This window comes from Cupriavidus sp. 10L45 (assembly GCF_056395225.1).
In genome coordinates this window covers 321,377-339,343 of sequence record NZ_JBFTJC010000001.1, presented here as the reverse complement: position 1 = coordinate 339,343, position 17,967 = coordinate 321,377, and the positions used below count along the sequence as shown (strand labels likewise).

15 protein-coding genes are annotated in these 17,967 nt (G+C 65.2%); 6 read left to right on the top strand and 9 right to left on the bottom strand.

Features of this window, described 5'->3' with window-relative positions; all coding sequences use genetic code 11:
- Positions 1 to 111: 111 nt before the first annotated feature.
- On the bottom strand, positions 112 to 900 hold the full coding sequence (locus AC1DFU_RS01630) for an HpcH/HpaI aldolase family protein (RefSeq protein ID WP_092295350.1): 789 nt from the start codon (positions 898 to 900) through the stop codon (positions 112 to 114).
- A 118-nt stretch (positions 901 to 1,018) separates the two neighbouring features.
- Here AC1DFU_RS01630 and AC1DFU_RS01625 point away from each other — a divergent pair, with 118 nt between their 5' ends.
- Entirely contained in the window at positions 1,019 to 1,957 is a 939-nt protein-coding gene (locus tag AC1DFU_RS01625; RefSeq protein ID WP_441592446.1) for a LysR family transcriptional regulator, read from the top strand.
- 47 nt (positions 1,958 to 2,004) lie between these two features.
- Here the strand turns inward: AC1DFU_RS01625 and AC1DFU_RS01620 are convergent, their stop codons facing one another.
- Positions 2,005 to 4,854 carry an autotransporter family protein gene (locus AC1DFU_RS01620; RefSeq protein ID WP_441592444.1) on the bottom strand — a complete coding sequence of 950 codons (2,850 nt, stop codon included), beginning with the start codon at positions 4,852 to 4,854 and terminating at the stop codon, positions 2,005 to 2,007.
- A 387-nt stretch (positions 4,855 to 5,241) separates the two neighbouring features.
- On the opposite strand from AC1DFU_RS01620, the gene AC1DFU_RS01615 reads away from it, so the two are divergent.
- Entirely contained in the window at positions 5,242 to 7,359 is a 2,118-nt protein-coding gene (locus AC1DFU_RS01615; RefSeq protein ID WP_441592442.1) for a LamG-like jellyroll fold domain-containing protein, read from the top strand.
- A 90-nt stretch (positions 7,360 to 7,449) separates the two neighbouring features.
- Here the strand turns inward: AC1DFU_RS01615 and AC1DFU_RS01610 are convergent, their stop codons facing one another.
- The gene (locus AC1DFU_RS01610; RefSeq protein ID WP_441592440.1) at positions 7,450 to 8,433 is read right to left on the bottom strand and encodes a Bug family tripartite tricarboxylate transporter substrate binding protein; all 984 of its coding nucleotides are present in this window, start codon (positions 8,431 to 8,433) and stop codon (positions 7,450 to 7,452) included.
- Between the two features lie 23 nt (positions 8,434 to 8,456).
- A complete protein-coding gene (locus tag AC1DFU_RS01605) occupies positions 8,457 to 9,668 on the bottom strand; it encodes a M20 aminoacylase family protein (protein ID WP_441592438.1) in 1,212 nt (403 codons plus the stop codon).
- 125 nt (positions 9,669 to 9,793) lie between these two features.
- Between AC1DFU_RS01605 and AC1DFU_RS01600 the strand changes: the two genes are divergently transcribed.
- Both AC1DFU_RS01600 and AC1DFU_RS01595 read left to right on the top strand, forming a co-directional pair.
- On the top strand, positions 9,794 to 10,687 hold the full coding sequence (locus tag AC1DFU_RS01600; RefSeq protein WP_441592436.1) for a LysR substrate-binding domain-containing protein: 894 nt from the start codon (positions 9,794 to 9,796) through the stop codon (positions 10,685 to 10,687).
- Between the two features lie 96 nt (positions 10,688 to 10,783).
- Complete coding sequence (locus AC1DFU_RS01595; RefSeq protein ID WP_092295365.1) at positions 10,784 to 11,281, top strand: outer membrane lipoprotein; 498 nt, start codon at positions 10,784 to 10,786, stop codon at positions 11,279 to 11,281.
- Between the two features lie 37 nt (positions 11,282 to 11,318).
- Here AC1DFU_RS01595 and AC1DFU_RS01590 read toward each other — a convergent pair whose 3' ends face one another.
- The 3 genes from AC1DFU_RS01590 to AC1DFU_RS01580 form a co-directional block, all read right to left on the bottom strand.
- On the bottom strand, positions 11,319 to 11,678 hold the full coding sequence (locus AC1DFU_RS01590; RefSeq protein WP_143093904.1) for a hypothetical protein: 360 nt from the start codon (positions 11,676 to 11,678) through the stop codon (positions 11,319 to 11,321).
- 218 nt (positions 11,679 to 11,896) lie between these two features.
- The gene (locus tag AC1DFU_RS01585) at positions 11,897 to 13,012 is read right to left on the bottom strand and encodes an extracellular catalytic domain type 1 short-chain-length polyhydroxyalkanoate depolymerase (protein WP_441592433.1); all 1,116 of its coding nucleotides are present in this window, start codon (positions 13,010 to 13,012) and stop codon (positions 11,897 to 11,899) included.
- A 51-nt stretch (positions 13,013 to 13,063) separates the two neighbouring features.
- Positions 13,064 to 13,489 (bottom strand): CopG family transcriptional regulator, encoded by a 426-nt coding sequence (locus AC1DFU_RS01580; protein WP_441592431.1) that lies wholly within the window; start codon positions 13,487 to 13,489, stop codon positions 13,064 to 13,066.
- Positions 13,490 to 13,590: 101 nt separating this feature from the next.
- Here AC1DFU_RS01580 and AC1DFU_RS01575 point away from each other — a divergent pair, with 101 nt between their 5' ends.
- Positions 13,591 to 13,893 (top strand): sensor histidine kinase, encoded by a 303-nt coding sequence (locus AC1DFU_RS01575; RefSeq protein WP_092295374.1) that lies wholly within the window; start codon positions 13,591 to 13,593, stop codon positions 13,891 to 13,893.
- 607 nt (positions 13,894 to 14,500) lie between these two features.
- Here AC1DFU_RS01575 and AC1DFU_RS01570 read toward each other — a convergent pair.
- Positions 14,501 to 14,947 carry a carboxymuconolactone decarboxylase family protein gene (locus AC1DFU_RS01570; RefSeq protein ID WP_092295395.1) on the bottom strand — a complete coding sequence of 149 codons (447 nt, stop codon included), beginning with the start codon at positions 14,945 to 14,947 and terminating at the stop codon, positions 14,501 to 14,503.
- A 154-nt stretch (positions 14,948 to 15,101) separates the two neighbouring features.
- On the opposite strand from AC1DFU_RS01570, the gene pdxR reads away from it, so the two are divergent.
- The gene (gene pdxR / locus AC1DFU_RS01565) at positions 15,102 to 16,577 is read left to right on the top strand and encodes a MocR-like pyridoxine biosynthesis transcription factor PdxR (protein ID WP_092295398.1); all 1,476 of its coding nucleotides are present in this window, start codon (positions 15,102 to 15,104) and stop codon (positions 16,575 to 16,577) included.
- Positions 16,578 to 16,751: 174 nt separating this feature from the next.
- Here the strand turns inward: pdxR and AC1DFU_RS01560 are convergent, their stop codons facing one another.
- Entirely contained in the window at positions 16,752 to 17,684 is a 933-nt protein-coding gene (locus AC1DFU_RS01560; RefSeq protein ID WP_441592427.1) for a LysR family transcriptional regulator, read from the bottom strand.
- Between the last annotated feature and the right edge of the window lie 283 nt (positions 17,685 to 17,967).

Genomic DNA, 17,967 nt, shown 5'->3' with positions numbered 1-17,967 from the left:
CCGCCCCGGCGTGCGCTCATGCTGCCTGGCGCGGCTTGCCGTAGCGGCGCACGCGAATGTCGTCGTGAATGGGGAATGGCGAGCCACTGACTGGCCCGGTGCCGGGCCGAACTAGTAACGCAGCGTCGGCGCCGGCATGTCGGGAGGCTGCGCCGCCTGCCGGAACGCCTGCGTGATCAGCGTGGTGGCGACCGTGGCGAAATAGCGCGCACCAAACTGGCCGTAGCGCTGCTCGTCGTCGGCGCCCAGCGCGATGATGCCCGCGCACTTGCCCTGACCATCGATGGCACGCAGCGCTTGCTCGATCGCCGCTGCCACGGCCGGCGCCTTCCAGTCGTTGCCGAAGCCCATTGCGTGCGACAGGTCGTTGGGGCCAACAAACACTGCGTCGATTCCCTCGACTGCCGCAATTTCCGCGGCGTTGGCCACGCCCTCGGGCGTCTCGATCATGGCGATCAGCGCCACGCCCTCGTTGCTGCGCGTGGTGTGCGGAGCGCCGGGAAAGGCGCCATAGCCGGCCGCGCGACTGCTGAAGGCGCTGCCGCGCCGGCCGATGGCGGGGTAACGGACGCGCTGCACGAGGTCGCGCGCCGCATCGGCGGTCTCGATCATGGGCACCTGGACGCCGCTCGCCCCCATGTCCAGTACCCGCGCCATATCGCCGGGGAAGCAGCGCACAACAGGAATGATCCCGCTGGCACGCGCCGCGCGCAGCATGTGCTCGGTCGTTTCGAAACCGGCCGCGCCATGCTCGTTGTCGATGATGACGAAGGTGAAGCCCGCGTAGGCGCACATCTCCACGATGGCCGGGCTGGGCAAGGCGGTGAAGATGCCGCGGAGGGGCTCGCCGCTGCGCAGCAGCGCCGGGAGGCGGTCGTCGAGGGGGTGTTGGATGATCATGTCTCGCGCAGTTGTTCTGGTCTCGCCCCCTTGATGGGGACTGGGTGAAGACATTCTGCGTACTCGCGAGTTATATTTCCAATATTACTTCTGTATCTGACTTATACAAATCCTGTATATGTACACGCCCCTCGAACTCCGCGTATTGACCTCGTTTCTCGTGCTGGCTGACGAGCTCAATTTCACGCGCGCGGCGCGGCGGCTGAATATGACTCAGCCGCCCCTCAGCCTGCAGATCAAGCAGTTGGAGGCGCAGATCGGCGCCCAGCTGTTCGAGCGCAACAAGCGCAGCGTGCGACTGACGCCGGCAGGCCAGGTCCTGCGGGCGGAGGCGGAAAAGCTGTTCGACATCGAGCACCGCGCGCGGCAAATGGTGACCCAGGCGGATCGCGGGGAGAACGTCGGACACCTCGGCATCGGCCTGACCGCGATCTCCGCCATCGAACTGGTGCCGGACATCCTGCGGCAATTCTCGGCGCATGTGCCCGGCGTCCTGTACTCGCTGCGCGAGACCAGCTCCGAAGCGATGATCCAGTCCCTTCTGGGAAACGAACTCGATGTGGCGATCCTGCGGCCGCCTGTCACCGATTCCCGTCTGCAGGCGCGCCGCCTGATGTCGGAGCCTTATGTCCTGGCCGCCCCCGCGAACCATCCGCTGGCCGGAAAATCCAGCGTCAATGCGCGTGACCTCGATGGCCAAAGCCTTGCCACGCTCGAACGGCGTCACGGCCAGTATGCGCACGACCTGATGATGACCTGGCTGGCGGAGCACAACGTCGTACCGTCGTGCATGCACGACGGGGCGCGTCACCACGCCATGATGGCGATGGTGGCAGCCGGCGTGGCGGTGTCCCTGGTGCCCGCCTCGGCCGCCGCGCAGCCGGTCAAGGGCGTGGTCTATCGACGGATCGCCAATCGGGACGTACCAACCCTTGAACTGTGGATCGCCTTCCACAAGGAAATCGGCAATCCGCTGACCTTGCCGTTCGTCGAACAGGCGGTGGAGATCGCAGCCGGTTACACGGTTGACCAGCGGTGCTTCTCCGGTCAGACATGAGCCGGCATCCCTTCTGTGCCGGACAGTCATGGGGTCGCGCCGCTGCCTTACCAGCGATAACGCACGCCAAGCTTGGCGCCAATCGCATTGCTGTCGCCAAAGTCCTGCAGGCTGGTGCGCGCCAGCAGTTCGCCATAGACCGTGTAGCGATCGTCGTCCCAGTTCAGCGAGGCACCGATGCCCAGGCCAGCCCACAGCGCCTGCTCCTTGCTGACGACGCTGAGGTCGGCGACGCGCGCCGACGTGCCGTGCAGGAAGTCGTAGTACAGGTTGGTGATGCCGTAGACGTGCGAGCGGCTCGTCTTGCCGTTGCCGGCGGTCCACTTGGCCTCGTGATCGAGCGACACGCCCAGGCGCGAGACCAGGCTGTTGCCGTTATCGCGCGACACATTGGTGCCGTACTGGTCCGTGAACGCGTCGAAGCGCACCTGCGACCAGGCGAGCTGCGCCTGCGGCGTGATCGACCAGTTGCCCCCCAGCGCGAGCTGGTGGCCGGCTTCCACGCTGGTGGCTACACCGCTGCCCCGGTTGCCGTTGGCCAGCTTGGTCGACAGCGTCGACGAGCGGATATCGGTGTCGTACCAGGTCACGGTCGCGCGGGCATCGACATACGATCCATTGTTGCCATACCACGTCGCCGTGCCGCCAAAGCCGTAGCCGGTGGCATCGATCGCGCCGTTGCCGAACATCGACGAGACGTTGGAATTGGCGACGCCATAGTGGAAGGTCGGCCCCACCACCAGCGTGCCGGCCTGATTCTCGATGACCGGCGCATCCACGCCACCCTCGAACTTCCACATGCGGACGTTGTAGCTGGCGCTGGTCGTGCTGGTGGACGGATCGATATGGGTGTTCGAACCTTCCACGCGCGCCCACGCCCCACGGCCAATGACCGGCTTGCCCGCATCCTGCTCGGCCTGCACGGCGGCGTTGGGCGACCACGAACGATTGCCCACGCGCTGCTGGAGCGTGCCCAGCTCGTTGAAGCGTTGCAGCACGCTGGAATAGGCTTCGTACAGCGGCACGGTCGGGGCCAGCAGCGGCGTGGCGGCGGCTGACGCCGAGGCGCCGACAGCAGGCGTTTCGGCCAGCGTGGACCGCAGGTACCAGTCACCGTCGGTCGGCGTCGACACGCCGTTCTTGACCAGCCGGTACGCGTACGGGCCGGCCACCACTGCCTGCTGGCCCTGGAATGTGTAGTCGCCAGCGAGCGTGAAGGTGGCATTCGACGCGCCCTGCACGTCGATGACCTTGATCCCCTCGACCGTGGCCGCGCCCCCTCCGCCGATGTTGACCGCCCGGATCTGGCTGCTGCCCGAGGTATCGCCGGTCACCACAAGCCGCCCGGTGGCCGATGCGTCGCCGCCAAACACCGTGTTCACGCGGACCGTGCCGCCGTTGCCGATGTAGTTGCCGGCGATGGTCAGCACGCCCGAGCCGCCGCCCGGCGTCACCGTACCGCTGTTCGTGACATTGCCGAAGATCGTGCCGGTGCCGGACAGCGTACCGGCCGTGGCTACCGTCACCGGGCTGGTGATCGAGCCGTCGATGGCCAGCGTGCCGAGGTTGACGGCGGTGCCGCCCGTGTAGGTGTTGGCGCCGGTCAGCACGGTGGTGCCGCTGCCGTTCTGCGCGAGGCTACCCGCGCCCGACACGATGCCGCCATAGGTGTGGGCATCGGAACGATTGAACGCCAGCGTGGCGCCGCTGTTGACGACCACATTGCCGGCCAGGCTGCCGCTGGTGCCGCCATTGCCGATCTGCAGCGTGCCCTGGTCCACGGTCCACGGCGCGGTGACCGTGCCGGCACCGATCAGCGCCCACGTGCTGGCGCCGGTCTTCACGAAGTTGTCGAAGTAACGGTACTGCGCGGTGTCGCCGATGGTCGAGACATCGAACACGCTGTCGGTGGCGCCGCCGAGGCGGAAGGTGTCATTGGCCACCGTGTCGTTCGCGACGACGTTGCCGACGATGTTGGAGCCGGCCTGCAGTTCGAGCACAGCCCGGCCCGTGCCGCCCGAGGCATATTCGATGGCATTCGCGTAACCGGTACCGGCGCGGATGGTGCCCGCGTTGACGACCGTCAGCGTTCCGGCGGAGCCAGATACGGCGATAGCCCCCGCGCCAGCCCCCCCTTCGATCAGCCCCGAGTTAGTGACGGTAGGCGTACCCGCCTGGACGCGTATGCCGACGCCACCGGCCCCGCCACCACTCAGGTCGGCGCCCCCGCGAATCGTGCCCGCGTTGACCACGCCGCCCGTGACGGTCGCAGTCAGGTTCACGGCGGTGCCGGCCTGGCCACCCGAGGCATCGCCCCCCGTGATGGTGCCAGTGGCCGAGTTGACCAATCTGGCATTGGTCGAGAGCGATACGCCTCCCGTACCGTTGGCAGAATTCGTTCCGCTGCCGCCCTTGATCGAACCGTTGTTGACGACGGATGTGTTGGGCAGCACCGAGACGGCGACCCCGCTCTCGCTGCCCGCCACCGTCGTGTTGCCGCCGGTCACGGTGCCGTTGACGATCGCCTGGCCGCCTCCGCTGATCAACATGGCCGTGCCGCCCGCCGTGTCCGGGGCAACCGTATAGGTGCCGTTCAACGTCAGCGGTCCCGTCGCGGATGTCACATAGTTCCCCAGCGCGCCGGTCTTCGTCAGCACGAAACCGTTCGTATCGAGCGTGATTGGTTTGGTAGGCGAGCCGATTGACCAGACGCCACCGGGCATGGTCACGTCAGCGCTCAGGCGGATGGTGGCAGTGGCATCGCCGTCCGCATTGGCGGCCGTAATGGCCGACTGCAGCTCGGCGAGACTGGAGGCAACATATTCGCCGGCCGACGCGCCCGTCGGAAACAGCAGCGCAACAGCCAGGGGGATACAGGACGCTTGCGGCGCGCGCACGCCCGCCCGTCGGATTCCACGACAAAAATTGGACTTCATTGACACCCCGTTCAAATGTATTGTTATTGGCACAAAGTGATGCGGGGCGATCTTAAATCACGACGCAAAATGTATGTAAGCGCTACAGATAACGTCCTGTCGCGACAGCGCGACGCCTGTCTGTTGGACGGTGGCAAGGTATTGCCACCGCCGTCCTGATGGTTTAGAGGACACACTCTAAACGTCATTCTGTTAGTCGGAATGCACGCCGTGCGGCCGAGGAAAGGCCGCACGGCGTGCTCATCTGCAGGACCCTCCGTCAATCCGAACCGTCACATTTCGATCAACACCCTGTCACGAGCGCTCTCCAGAATCACGGGCTTTTCGTGGGTCAACAGGGAAGTAGAAATGCAAAGCAAGACACCGGGCAAGCCATCCGCAATCGATACCGTCAAGCTCGAGGGCATTCCAGACCGCCAGCGCCGCCTGCTGCTCAGGGCGGGCCTTGGCATGTCGTTCGGCACCTCGGCCCTGCTGGCCGCGTGCGGCGGCGGCGACGATGCCGCGCCCGGCACGCCGGCCACGACGCCCGGCACCACGCCGGGTGGCTCCACGCCGTCCGGCAAGGTCTCGAGCTTCGCGCTCGCCGTGCTGCCCGATACGCAGTTCTATTCGCGCTACGCCACCACTGACGAGAACCTGCAGTTCCAGCGCAAGTACGGCACCACGCCGTTCCTGGCGCAGACCAAGTGGATCACGCAGAACGCCGCCGACCTGCGCATCCCGTTCACGATCCACCTCGGCGATGTGGTGGATCAGCAGGGCAAGCCGCTGCAATGGCAGATCGCCGACGAGGCCATGGAAGTCATGGAAGCGGCCCGCGCGCCGTACTCGATCCTGGCCGGCAACCACGACGTGATCTCGGACGTGGACTACGTCAACGCCGGCAGCCAGGCGTCGAACACCGACGCGCAGCGCAACCTGGCCAACGAGCCGTACCTGAAGACCTTCCCGACCACCCGCGCGCAGCGCCAGGCCACCTTCGGCGGTCGCGATCCGTCGGGCTTCCACGAGTACCACTTCTTCGACGTGGACGGCAACCGCTTCATGGTGCTGTCGATGTCGTGGCGCGCCTCCGACGCCGCCATCACCTGGGCGCGCAACGTGCTCAAGCGCTACCCGAAGGTGCCGGTCATCCTCTCGACCCACCAGTTGCTCAATATCGGCCCGGATGGCGTCAGCCCGCTGGAAGTGCCGTACGGTCTGATGCTGTGGGACAAGCTGATCAAGGACAACGACCAGATCTTCATGACGCTGAACGGCCACTACCATGGCGCTGCGCACCTCACGAAGACCAACGACTTCGGCAACCCCGTCGAGGAAATGGTGGTCGACTACCAGATGGCGTACATGGGCGGCAACGGCTTGATGCGCCTGTACGAATTCGACCTGACCAATAACAAGATCAAGGTCATCTCGTTCTCGCCGTGGGTGCCGCAGAAGCCCACCGAGACGCTGAACGAGTTCGACGTAGCGGTGCTGACCGACAAGAACCAGCAGTTCGAGATCGACTTCGATTTCCGCAAGCGCTTTGCGCGCTTCAACGCCGACTTCGCCATCCCGGCGGCCGGCAACGATCCGATCAACGACCGCGCCAAGGCCGCGATCCTGGCCAACTACACCGAGCCGAGCCTGACCGACAAGAAGGCCGCCGCCGACACCAACGACTACCCGCTGGTGGCTTCCACCGTGGCGCACTGGCGCTTCTTCGGCGGCACCGACGGCGCCGCCGTGCCGGTCGGCCAGGTGATCGACGACCTGACCGGTGCCAATCCGCTCTCGCGTGAAGCGCTGGCCAACGGCGGCGCGGCCCAACTGGGCGACCTGACGTGGTCGAACGATCACCACTTCCTGTCGGCTGCCCCGGGAAGCGTGAAGTTCGCCAATTCACTGAACAGTCCCCAGCGCATGAGCTACTTCGCCACGCAGACCACGGCGGCCCTGAATGCGTTGACGTTCGACAACGGCTACACCGTCGAGGCATTCATCAAGGTGCCGGCGTCATGGACGGCCGGCAACAACGCGTGGATGAACATCATGGAGCGCGAGGGCCGACGCAGCACGGTCGCCGGCTTTGGCAGCGGCGACGGCGACGAAAGCCCGCTGATCTTCGCCATCTCCAGCCTGCGCGAAGTGCAGTGGGAAGTCACGCCGAGCACGGCCGGCACCAAGAACCCGGCCGCAAACTGGTCTGGCGAGATCATCGCCGAGAAGTGGGTCCACGTCGCCGTGGTCAACGACCCGGCGAAGAATGAGACGGTGATGTACGTGGAAGGCGCCCCGGTGCTGCGCAACGCGTCGAACACGCGCGGCATCGCCGCCGTCAATGCTGCCAGCCGCTTCTTTGTGGGCGGCGGTGTCTACGGCAACGTCCCGTCGAATGGCTTCCTCGGCCAGATCGGCGAAGTGCGCCTCTGCACGGAACCGCTGGCGTCGGACAAGTGGCTGACGGCACGCCGCGCCTGACCTGAGGCGTTGAGGCGCTAGCTAAAAAAGGCCCGTGCCGCCATGCGATGTTGCATGGCGGCACGGGCCTTTCTACATTGCGGTCCTGGCTTACTGCGGCTGGAGATGGATCCGCTTCGCCATCGCGCGGAACTTGCCGGTCTCTGCCTGCAGGAAGCGCTGCGCGTCAGCCACCGAGCTGGGCTTGGCCACCTCCGCACCGGTCGCCTCCAGACCGCTGACGACCTGTGCGTCCTGCAGCGTCTCGACGAGCGCCTGGTGCAGCCGCGCGACCACGGCCTCCGGCGTGCCCTGCTTGACCATGATGCCGGCCCAGGTCGCCTGGTCGAAGTCCTTGAGTTGCGTCCCTTCGCCGAAGGCCGGGATGGCGGGATCGACCTTGCTGCGGCTGTTTCCGGCCCAGCCGACCAGCTTCAACCGCCCCTGATCGGACAAGCCACGGAAGCTGGCCGCGTACGGCAGGATGGCGAAGTCGACGTTCTTCCCGGCCAGGTCCTGCATCAGCGGCGCCATGCCCTTGTAGGGGATGTGGCTCACGCCGATATGGGTCCGGGTCGCCATGTCCTCGGTCACCAGGTGATACATCGACCCGGGACCGACGCTGCCGTACGTCAGCGGCTTGGCCGGATTGGCCTTGGCCAGCGCGATGAGATCGTCGACGCTGCGGACCGGCAGGTCGGGCCGCGCCACCATCACGAGCCGGTTGACGGTGACCGGCGTCAATAAGCGGAAATCCTCGGTACGCAGCTTCACCGCCGCATTGGACAGCGGCGACAGGATGACCTCGTTCGGCGAGCCCAGGAAGATCATGTAGCCGTCCGCCGGCGCGTTCAGCACCTTCTGCGCCGCCATGGCGCCACTGACGCCGCCGAGATTCTCCACCAGCACCGGCTGGCCCAGCGCCTTCGACAGCCGAGTATTCATGCTGCGGGCAATGGCATCGGAGAGCCCGCCGGCCGGGTACGGCACCATCAGCACGACTGGCTTGGAGGGATACGCGTCCGCCGCGCCCGCGCCCGGCGTGGCGAGCAGGCCAACCGTAGCGACAGCGGCAAACGTGCAACGGGCAAGCATTCTGCGAATCGAGTTCATGGCAGTCAGGCAGTGGGGTGGAAGAATTCGGTGGCGAGCGCCACCCAGAATGCCGCGCCCGTATCCAGGCAGCGGTCGTTGAAATCGTACGAGGGGTTGTGCACGCTGCAGGGGCCGGTCGGCACGCCGCCCGCGTGGCCATTGTCGCCATTGCCGATCATCAGGTAGCAGCCGGGGCGCTCGGCCAGCATGTAGGCGAAGTCCTCGCTGGCGCACAGCGGCGTCGCGTCGTCATCGACGCAATCAGCCCCGTACAGCTTGCGGGCGACCCGCACGGCGAGCGCTGTCTCCGGCGCGGTGTTGACCAGTACCGGATAGCCGCGCTCATAGACGATGGCGTGCCGCAGGCCGAACGCGCGCGCCTGGCCCTCGACCACCTCGTGGATGCGCCGCTCCAGCAGCGCCCGCACCTCGGGCTGCAGCGCCCGGATGCTCAGTTCCAGTTCGGCCGACTCCGGGATGATGTTGTAGGTGGTTCCCGCCTCGAGGCGCCCTACGGTGATGACGGCGGCAGCCTGCGGATCGACATTGCGGGCGACGATGCTCTGCAGCGCCATCACGGTCGAAGCCGCGGCAATCGTGGGATCGACAGCCAGTTGGGGCATCGCCCCATGCCCCCCGACCCCGTGGAAGGTGATCACGGCGCGGTCGGACGACGCCATGAACGCGCCCTCCTTGACATAGAAGCGCCCCACCGGGCGCCCCGGATAGTTGTGCATGGCGAACACGGCATCGCACGGAAAGCGCGCGAACAGGGCCTCGTCCATCATCCGCCGCGCCCCGCCTGCGCCGCCCAGTTCCTCGGCCGGCTGGAAGATCAGGTGCAGGGTGCCATCCCAATCCACGCCCTCTCGCTGCATCGCCGCCAGACGCTGGGCCGCGCCTAGCAGCATCGCCGTGTGGCCATCGTGGCCGCAGCCATGCATCTTGCCGGGGATCTGGCTGGCCCATGGCAGCCCCGTGACCTCCTGGATGGGCAGCGCGTCCATCTCCGCGCGCAGGCCGAGCTGGCGGCTGCCCTTGCCGAAGCGAAGCCGCCCGACGAGCCCGGTGCCAGCGATGCCCGTGGTGACGTCGTAGCCCCATTCCTCCAGCTTGCCGGCCACGAAGGCGCTGGTCCGGAATTCCTCGAAGCCGAGTTCCGGGTGACTGTGGAAGCGCCGCCGCCAGGCCGTCATGTTGTCCACATCGGGGTCACTGCAGTTCGCGTCGGTCATGGGGGGTCGGATCGGTTCTGGTCCGCTCCATCATATGGCTCCCGGAGAAAACCAATTGGCGATATATTTTCCATGGTGAACACCCTTGGTGTTCATCATCGCCACCCTCCCCTGGAACCCTTGTCATGCGCCAGCACCAGCTCCGAGCCCTCGTCCAGGTCGCCGAAAACGGCACCATCCGTGCCGCTGCCCGGAGCCTGCATCTCAGCCAGAGCGCCCTGACCAAGGCGCTGCGCGAACTCGAGGACGATGTCGGGACGGAGCTGCTCGTGCGCAGCCACAAGGGGGTGGAGTTCACGGCGGCCGGGCGCGTGCTGCTCACCAACGCCCGCCTGGCGCTGGCGTCGCTGGAGCGGGCCCGGGACGAGATCCGGGCGTTGCAGGGCGGTGCCGGCGCGCACGTGGCGGCGGCGGTCACCCCGCTTCTGGCGCTGGATGTGCTGCCCCGCGTCTGGGAGGCCTTCACCGCCCGGCAGCCCGATGCGCGGCTGTCATTGAGCGAAGGATTTCTTGCCGACCTGATTCCACGGCTGATCGAAGGCCGGCTGGACTTCGCCATCGCCATCGCGGATCCGGACGAGCTGCCGCCCGAACTGGCCTTCGAACCGCTGTTCGAGGTCAGCGCCGTCCCGGCCGGCAGAGTCGGCCATCCGCTCGCCGGTGCGACGGGCTGGCAGGCGCTGGAGCATGCCCGGTGGACCTTGAACTTGTCCCCGGGCAGCCAGAGCGAGACGTTGCTGGAATGGTTGCGGACGAGCGACCTCCCCGTCCCGCGCCAGATCACGGCGTGCACATCGCCCACGCTGATGACGGAACTGATGCGCCGCACCGATGCCATCGGCTACTGCCCCACGCAACTGCTGGCCGATCCGATGTATGGCAACGGGCTGCAGGCGTTCGCGGCGCTATCTCCGCTGCCGCCCCCGATGCAGGCCGGCCTCATCCGCCTGCGCGCGATGCCGCTGGGGACGTCCGCGCGCATGCTGGCCGAACTGTTTGTCAGCCACCTGGCGCCATAGCATCCTGCGAACACGCAAAGTCCCCGGCTTTCGGAAAACGCCCCTGCGCCGCCCAGCCGTAGAGTGGCTCCAGTCAATGTCCGACAGGAGCCGCCCATGTTTTCCACACGTCGTCCTTCATCGCTGCACTTCCCGCTGGCCGCCATGCTGCTGGCCAGCACGCTGCTTGCCTCTGCCTGCGCCGAGTACGCGCCGCCGGGCAGCGTCTACAGCGCCGGACAGACCTCGCTGCCCGAGACCGTGACGATGGCCACGGTCGAGCGCGTGCGGTTGGTGCAGATCGACGACAGCAGCCAGGGATCGAGTCTGGTGGGCGAACTGGGCGGCGGCCTGCTGGGCGCCGTGGCCGGCAGCGCCATCGGGCACGGCCATGGTTCGCTGCTCGCAGGTGTGGCCGGCGGCCTTGCCGGCGGGTTGGCCGGGCACGAGATCGAGTCGGGCGTGGAGCGCCACCCCGGATATGAAATCACGGTCCGGCTGCCCGACGGCCGGCTGCAGGCGATCACCCAGTCGGCATCCGAAGGCAGCTTCTACCCGGGCCAGCGCGTGCAACTGCTGTGGTCGGAAGATGGCAAGGTGCGGGTGACGGCCTGAGCGGCCGGGGGAACGCGGCGCGATGGCCGCGCCGCTGTCAGATCTTGACGGCCGCGAAGAGAATCAGCGCGGCGATCGGCGAGGACACCAGCGAGATCACGGCGCTCTGCTTGAGCGTGGCCTTCAGCATCACGACGAAGCCGAACGAGAACGCGATGAACGTCACCACCCAGGTCACGAGCGAGGCGGGGCCGGACAGCGATCCGCCCGTCAGCTTGGCCATGGCCGCCGCCGCGATGGCGTTGAACAGTAGCGCTACAAACACGGCCTTCAGGGCCTCGACCACGGTCGGGTCTTCGCCCGTCACCATCCTGGCGACGACCTTGACCACGAAGCCGATCACCACGGTAATCACCACCACGGCGAGGGTGACCTTGACCGGCAACAGCATGGCCATGAACAGAAATGCGGCAACCAGAAGCAGGATGGCGACCATAGTCGGCAGATAGAGTGTGAGGGCGGCGAGCACGGTATCACGCAGGCAGCGCTATCGCACGCGTCTCGAAGTGGGGTGTGCGGGACCGATACACCCGACTATGGGAGGGATGCGGGCTTACGGGTCGCAGGGGCGAGTCAGTGGCTCGCCACCGCCACCGTCACCCGGCGGATTGTCTCTTATTGATGAGGCAGCGGACGGCGCGGATGGGCCAGGAAGAACCGGAGCATTTCCGTACTGGCGTCTGGCCCCTTGGGATCGGTGTACGAACCGCCTGTGCCTCCGCCTGACCATGCATGTCCGGCGTCATGGAGCAGCCAGTATTCGGCATCGACGCCCGACGGCGTGGTGATCAGGCTGCGCGTGTAGCGGCGGCCGGCGCGACTGGCGTCGCGCTCGATCCGCTTCTGGGCACTGCCCTGTTCGTAGGGCTCGATCAGCCGGTCGCCGTTGGCGCGGTGCACAGTGTGGTCGGCATCGCCGTGGAAGACAATCAAGGGGCGCCGTGGCGTGGCGTGCGGCGACGCGCCCCGCCTGGAAGCGCCCAGCCCCTTTCCGCCTTTCATCGCCGCGAGCGCCGATGGCAGGTCATGGGCGCAGCCCGCCGGAAGTCCCGAGTGGACGCCGGCCGCGGCAAACAGTTCGGGATAGCGTTCGACCATCACGGCGGCCATCGCCCCGCCCGCTGACAGGCCCGCAATGTATACGCGATCGGGATCGACGCCGTGGCGCGCAATGACCTCCTGCGTCATGCCCGCGAGGATCGACGGCTCACCACGCCCCGCTTGCTGGTCGCCCGGGCGGAACCAGTTCCAGCATTTCGAGGCATTGGCATCGGCCGGCTGAATCGGATACAGGACCATGAAGCCGAGCTTGTCTGCAAGCGCATTCATGCGCGTACCCGCTGCGAAATCATCGGCATCCTGGGTACAACCATGCAGCATGACGACCAGCGGCATCGGGCCGTGCACCTCGCCTGTCGGCTTGTAAAGTTTGTAGGCGCGCTTGCCAGCTTCATTGGCGAATCGTCGCTGACTGAAGTCTCCCGCCTTTGCCACGGCTTCGGCGCGTGAGGCTGGAGCTGGAGCTGGAGCCGGAGCCGGCTCGGCGGTGCGATGCTCCAGCAGGTGCTGGACCACCTGTGCCGGCATCGGCGGCGATTCCGGCGCGGGTGCATCCGCCGAATGTTGGCGAAGCGCCCGTTGGATAACGGCGGTTGCCTCGAGCGGGCCTGCGGTCTGAAGAAGCTGCATGGCCTCATGCATCGAGGCGAGAAACGCGTCGTTCATTTTCACGTTGATTTCCCATCTGGCCCGAAGAACCGGGCGCGGCGACATTGCCGCAAGCTACCGTATGCGTCCTGCCAGCGCGGCCTTGACCGCGGGCGGTGCATGAAACGCGCCGAGTACAACAACCGATTCGATCGTCGCCGATGCCAGCGCTGGGCTCACATCGGCAGCAATACTTGCCAGACCAAGAACATGGATGGCCAGTTTCTCATTGGCTGCCAACGCCGCCTCGAGGTCCTGCTTCGAGAAATGCTGCAGACCGAGTACCAGCGCGCGGCGCGTCACCGTCTCATGAATGGCCTGCTGGTGCACGGCCAGTTGATTGCGGATGGCGGTCCGGATCAGATCCGTGCGGTTCGAATAGAAGCCCTCTTCCACCAGCAGATCGATCTGCCCGAGGTCCACCGGCCCAAGGTTGATGGTGATTTTTTCGGTCTCGCCGCCCTTGGGGCGAAGTGCGCCGCCCTGTGCCGCAAGGTCCATTTTTCGTTCCATGTCGCCCGCTAAGTGGTTAGGTCTGCAACCATCCTAGCACCATCCCACTGGATGGTGCTAGGAGTTTTTTCGCCCTCTTGGAGGCTGCCATGCGGAAGTGCGGTGATATGCTGGGACGACGGCGTGCGCTTCCGCGCCCACCGAAAACCACACCTCTGCCCCCGCCCTGTGCTTCGAATCCCGCACCGCCAGGCAGCACGCCCATCGCCCCTGAAGATCTGGGAAGGCTATTCGAACCCTATTGGCGCCCTGCAGGGCAGGACGCTGCCGCTGGACTGGGACTTGGCTTGTATATCTGCCATGAGATTGTGAAAGCGCATGGTGGCACCCTCCGGGCGCAATCCGACCTTGAAGTGGGAACGCGCTTCGAAGCCTCCCTTCCAGTACGGTAATGGCCCGCATGCGCGCTAGTGCTTCTGTGATCTTTTTGTCCCGTCTCGAAATTAATGGGACGTCAATCACCGACAAATCCAAAAGGGACGATCTGTCTCACAGTAACTGGGCACATGGAGAGTGGTGGTACTACAGGTCGCAGTCCTACTTGGCGACGTCCTAAGACGTGTGCGTCGGCACGTTTAGAATCGCCCTACAGGTTGGAAGTGGATTGGTCGATGGCGCCGACGGCGAACGTAACTGTTAGCTACGATAAAGATCGCGGCGCGTCGAGGTCCCTTTCCGGCCAGTAACCGTCATTGCCCATCGCTGAACGAATGGCTGCTTTGGCACAGGCAGCAGTCGAGACTTGATTCCTTGCTGGCTTGATTTCCATTAGCGCGACTCTGCAGCTTCCAAACCACTTACTTGCACCAGATTCCCGCTCAATTAGCCCGATTTTTCTCCGAAGATCTGGCTCTATTCGGAGGATCGGCTGATACCGGAAACGGAAAATGGCTGAATGCCCTTCGAGCACCCCTCGGTCGATAAAGGAGTGTTGAAGGATCAGTGTTCAACTGTGTGGGCTACCCGACTGAATGCATGAGGGCGGTCTGCGTTCCCGCATTACGCCGCTGCCGCAACTGGAAGCCGAAACGGGGCGCCGAGACGATTGAATGCGTTCATGGCGGCAATCGTAATAGTGAGATCAACGAGGTCCTTGGGCGAAAATGCTGCCGATGCGGCCGCATAGGCTTCGTCTGAGGCATGCGTCTCACTGACGCGCGTCACTTCCTCCGCCCAGGCCAACGCGGCCCGCTCTTGCTCGGCGAATAGGTGCGGTACTTCATCCCACACCGGAACCAGCGTGATCTTGTCGACCGACATGGTCTTTCTGAGATCGCGGCTATGCATGTCAATGCAATGCGCGCATCCGTTGATCTGGGAGACGCGGAGGAACACGAGGTGGACAAGCTCCTCGGGGAGATCCGTCTTCTTCGTGACATAGTGGTGGATACCAAAAAGCGCCTTCGCGCCGTCAGGCGCTATCTCTTGCCAATTCAAGCGGGTCATCTCGGTCCTTTTCTGTTGGTGATGGGGTCTAGCGTCGCGGTCCGCGCGCCCGAGCCGCCTATCGACTTGGGCCGCGATTCATGTCATAACGCAAAGTTACTCCGCCAGGCATTGAAGATACAGGCCCAAAAAGTGGAGAAACGACTGGCCCAAAATGAATCACCCGAATTCGCCCGCCGTGCTGTCCGTTCTGGTGGACCGCGCCACCGCCGTGCCGATCGGCGACCAGATCCATGCGAGCCTGCGACAGGCGATCGTCGAGGGTCGGCTCCTACCTGGACAGCGTCTTCCTTCCGGCCGGGACCTCGCTGCGCAGCTTGGCGTCGCCCGCGGCACCATCCGTGTCGCCTACGACCGTCTGATCGCCGAGAATCTGGTGTTCGGCGCGGGCTCCGCGGGCACACACGTATGCGCGCGGCTACCTGTCGGGCGAGCCGGCGGCGAAGCCGCACTCGATGGGCCTCTGGCGGATTTCACCCGCCCGTTCTCGAGCGTCCCGCTTCCGTTCCAAATGGGCGTACCTGCCCACGACGCGTTTCCCGCCAAGCTCTGGGCCCGCATGCGGACGCGTGCCGTACGCGCCGATGCCTTCGCTTACACGGCCTATGCTGATCCGCGCGGCGAGCCTGCCCTGCGAGCCCAGATCGCGAGCCACCTGGCCGTAAGCAGGCAGATGCAATGTCATCCGGATCAAATCATCGTTACCAGTGGATACCGGCAGGGTCTGATGCTGGCACTGACCGCCCTGCGCGCGCACGGCCGCAAGGCGTGGCTCGAGGAGCCAGGGTATCCGCTCGGAAGGCGAGCACTGGAAGTGACCGGAGCCGAGGTCGTACCCGTACCCATTGATGCCGAGGGGCTGCGCGTCGAAGCCGGCGTCGCCAGCGCGCCAGACGCTTTGCTGGCGCTGGTCACGCCCGGCCAGCATGCACCGCTGGGCGTCACGATGTCGCCGGCACGCAGGCGCGCGCTGCTCGAATGGGCGGCGACAAGGGGGGGCTGGATCATCGAAGACGACTATCTCGGAGAACTACAGCTCGACGGCCGGGCCGCACCGGCGCTTGCCGCCGGCGAGGGCGCCGAGCGTGTCGTTCATATCGGCGCGTTCAGCAAAACGATCAGCCCGGCGCTGGGCCTCGGTTTCGTCGTTGCCCCGCGCGCAGTGGCGGAGCGTCTGGTGGAGGTCTGCGCCGTGTTGGCCCCGGCGCCGAACCGGACCACCCAATTGGCGGTGACGGAGTTTCTGCGGGATGGGCACTACCTGCGGCATTTACGCCAGATGAAGGCACTCTATGGCGAACGGCGCCGCCTGACGCTGGCGCATGTCAGCGAGTTTCTGCCGGGCACGCTGATGGCGGGTCTGGGTGTGATCGCACCGCTGCCACAAACCGCCGACGACCGCGTGGTTGTCGGCATTGCCCGCGCACGCGGCCTCGCACCTTCGGCACTCTCCGCATGGTACCTTCGCCGCAATCACGCGCAAGGCGGCTTACTACTCAGTGCGACAAACCTGCGCCCTGACAACATCGAGGCCGTGTGCGCGACGCTTGCGGGTATCGTTGCTTCATCGAGTCGTAGCCCACATGAGTCCAATGGTCGCGAAGGCGACGTCGGAGCGTCCACTTTCTAGAGATATCGACGACGGCTAAGGGTCGGAACCGAGGATCCGTAGCTGCGGCGGGCCTGGCGACCGCGGAACTTCCGCGTTCGGCCAGCACTAGACGTTCGTAACCTGATCATGGCAGACCGCAACCCATACGTGCCCGGCCATTCGATATGGCCTCACCAGTCCGCCGCGACAGCATTAGCGCGCCCCGGCGCGCTCGTGATTGCCTGTCAGTTCCACCACGAAGTCAAGAAAAGCGCGGGTCTTTGCCGGCACGTAGTGCCGGGACGCGTAGTAGACGTATAAAGGATACCGTTCGTCTACCCATTCGGGAAAGAGATTGATCAATCGGCCGTCAGCAATCAGAGGCTCGGCACCGAGCAGCAACATCTGCGCGATTCCCGAACCGGCGAGACATGCGTTGAGCAGGGCACCCGGATCATTGACCGTGAGTCGTCCGTGAGTGTCGACCACAATACGTCTTCGCTTGCGATGAAATTCCCACTGAAATGGCTTGCCTGTCTCCGGGTTGCGAAACTCAAGGCATCTGTGGCCTCGACCTTCGAGGTCCTCGGGTCTTGACGGCCGTCCCCAGCGAGCAACGTACGATCGCGCTGCGACCGTCACGATGCGGGTGTCGAGCAGCTTTCTCGCGATCAGAGTAGACGCTTTGGGTTCGCCGAATCGCACAGCGAGGTCGAAGCCGTCCATGACGAGGTCGCCAAGACTGTCTCGCGCGATGAACTCGATTTCGAGTTCCGGGTGTGCGTCCATGAACGCATCGAGTTGTTGCCCGAGAATGGTCCGGTAGACGACAGGATCCAGATTGATTCTCAGCTTTCCACGCACAGCGGACGCGCCACCTGCCGCAGCGGCCGCTGCTTCCTCAAGCCCGGCGAGATGGGGCATGACCTCCTCGTAAAAGCGGCGGCCCTCTTCAGTCAGGGAGACGGAACGCGTTGTTCGGCTGAAGAGCCGGATGTTCAACCTTTTTTCCAGCCGCGCAATTGCCCGACTGACGCCCGGCGGCGTCATTCCTATCACCTCCGAAGCGGCCACAAACGTTCCCGCATCCACTACGGCGGCGAACACGCTAATGCTGCCGGAAAGCTTCTCGCTACTGGATCTCATGGTTTCTCGAGTTAATACGTGTGGCGGAGCGCGACCGACTACCTGAATGCAAACGCTTCGCCGCGCAGCAGTGCTGATCGTGTCTTGGGATCATGCCAAATTGGTGATGCGTTGTCACTTATCCAATGACATCCATGTCATTTTGTTTTGTTTGGTGCTTGTCCAGAATACGTCTCACCGAGACATCCGGTCTCGCCAATCGAAGGAAGTCGCCATGCACAGCCCATTTTCATTGTTGCTCTGGCGACCGTTGGACGCATCAACTGGAACCGATCGCGGCGCG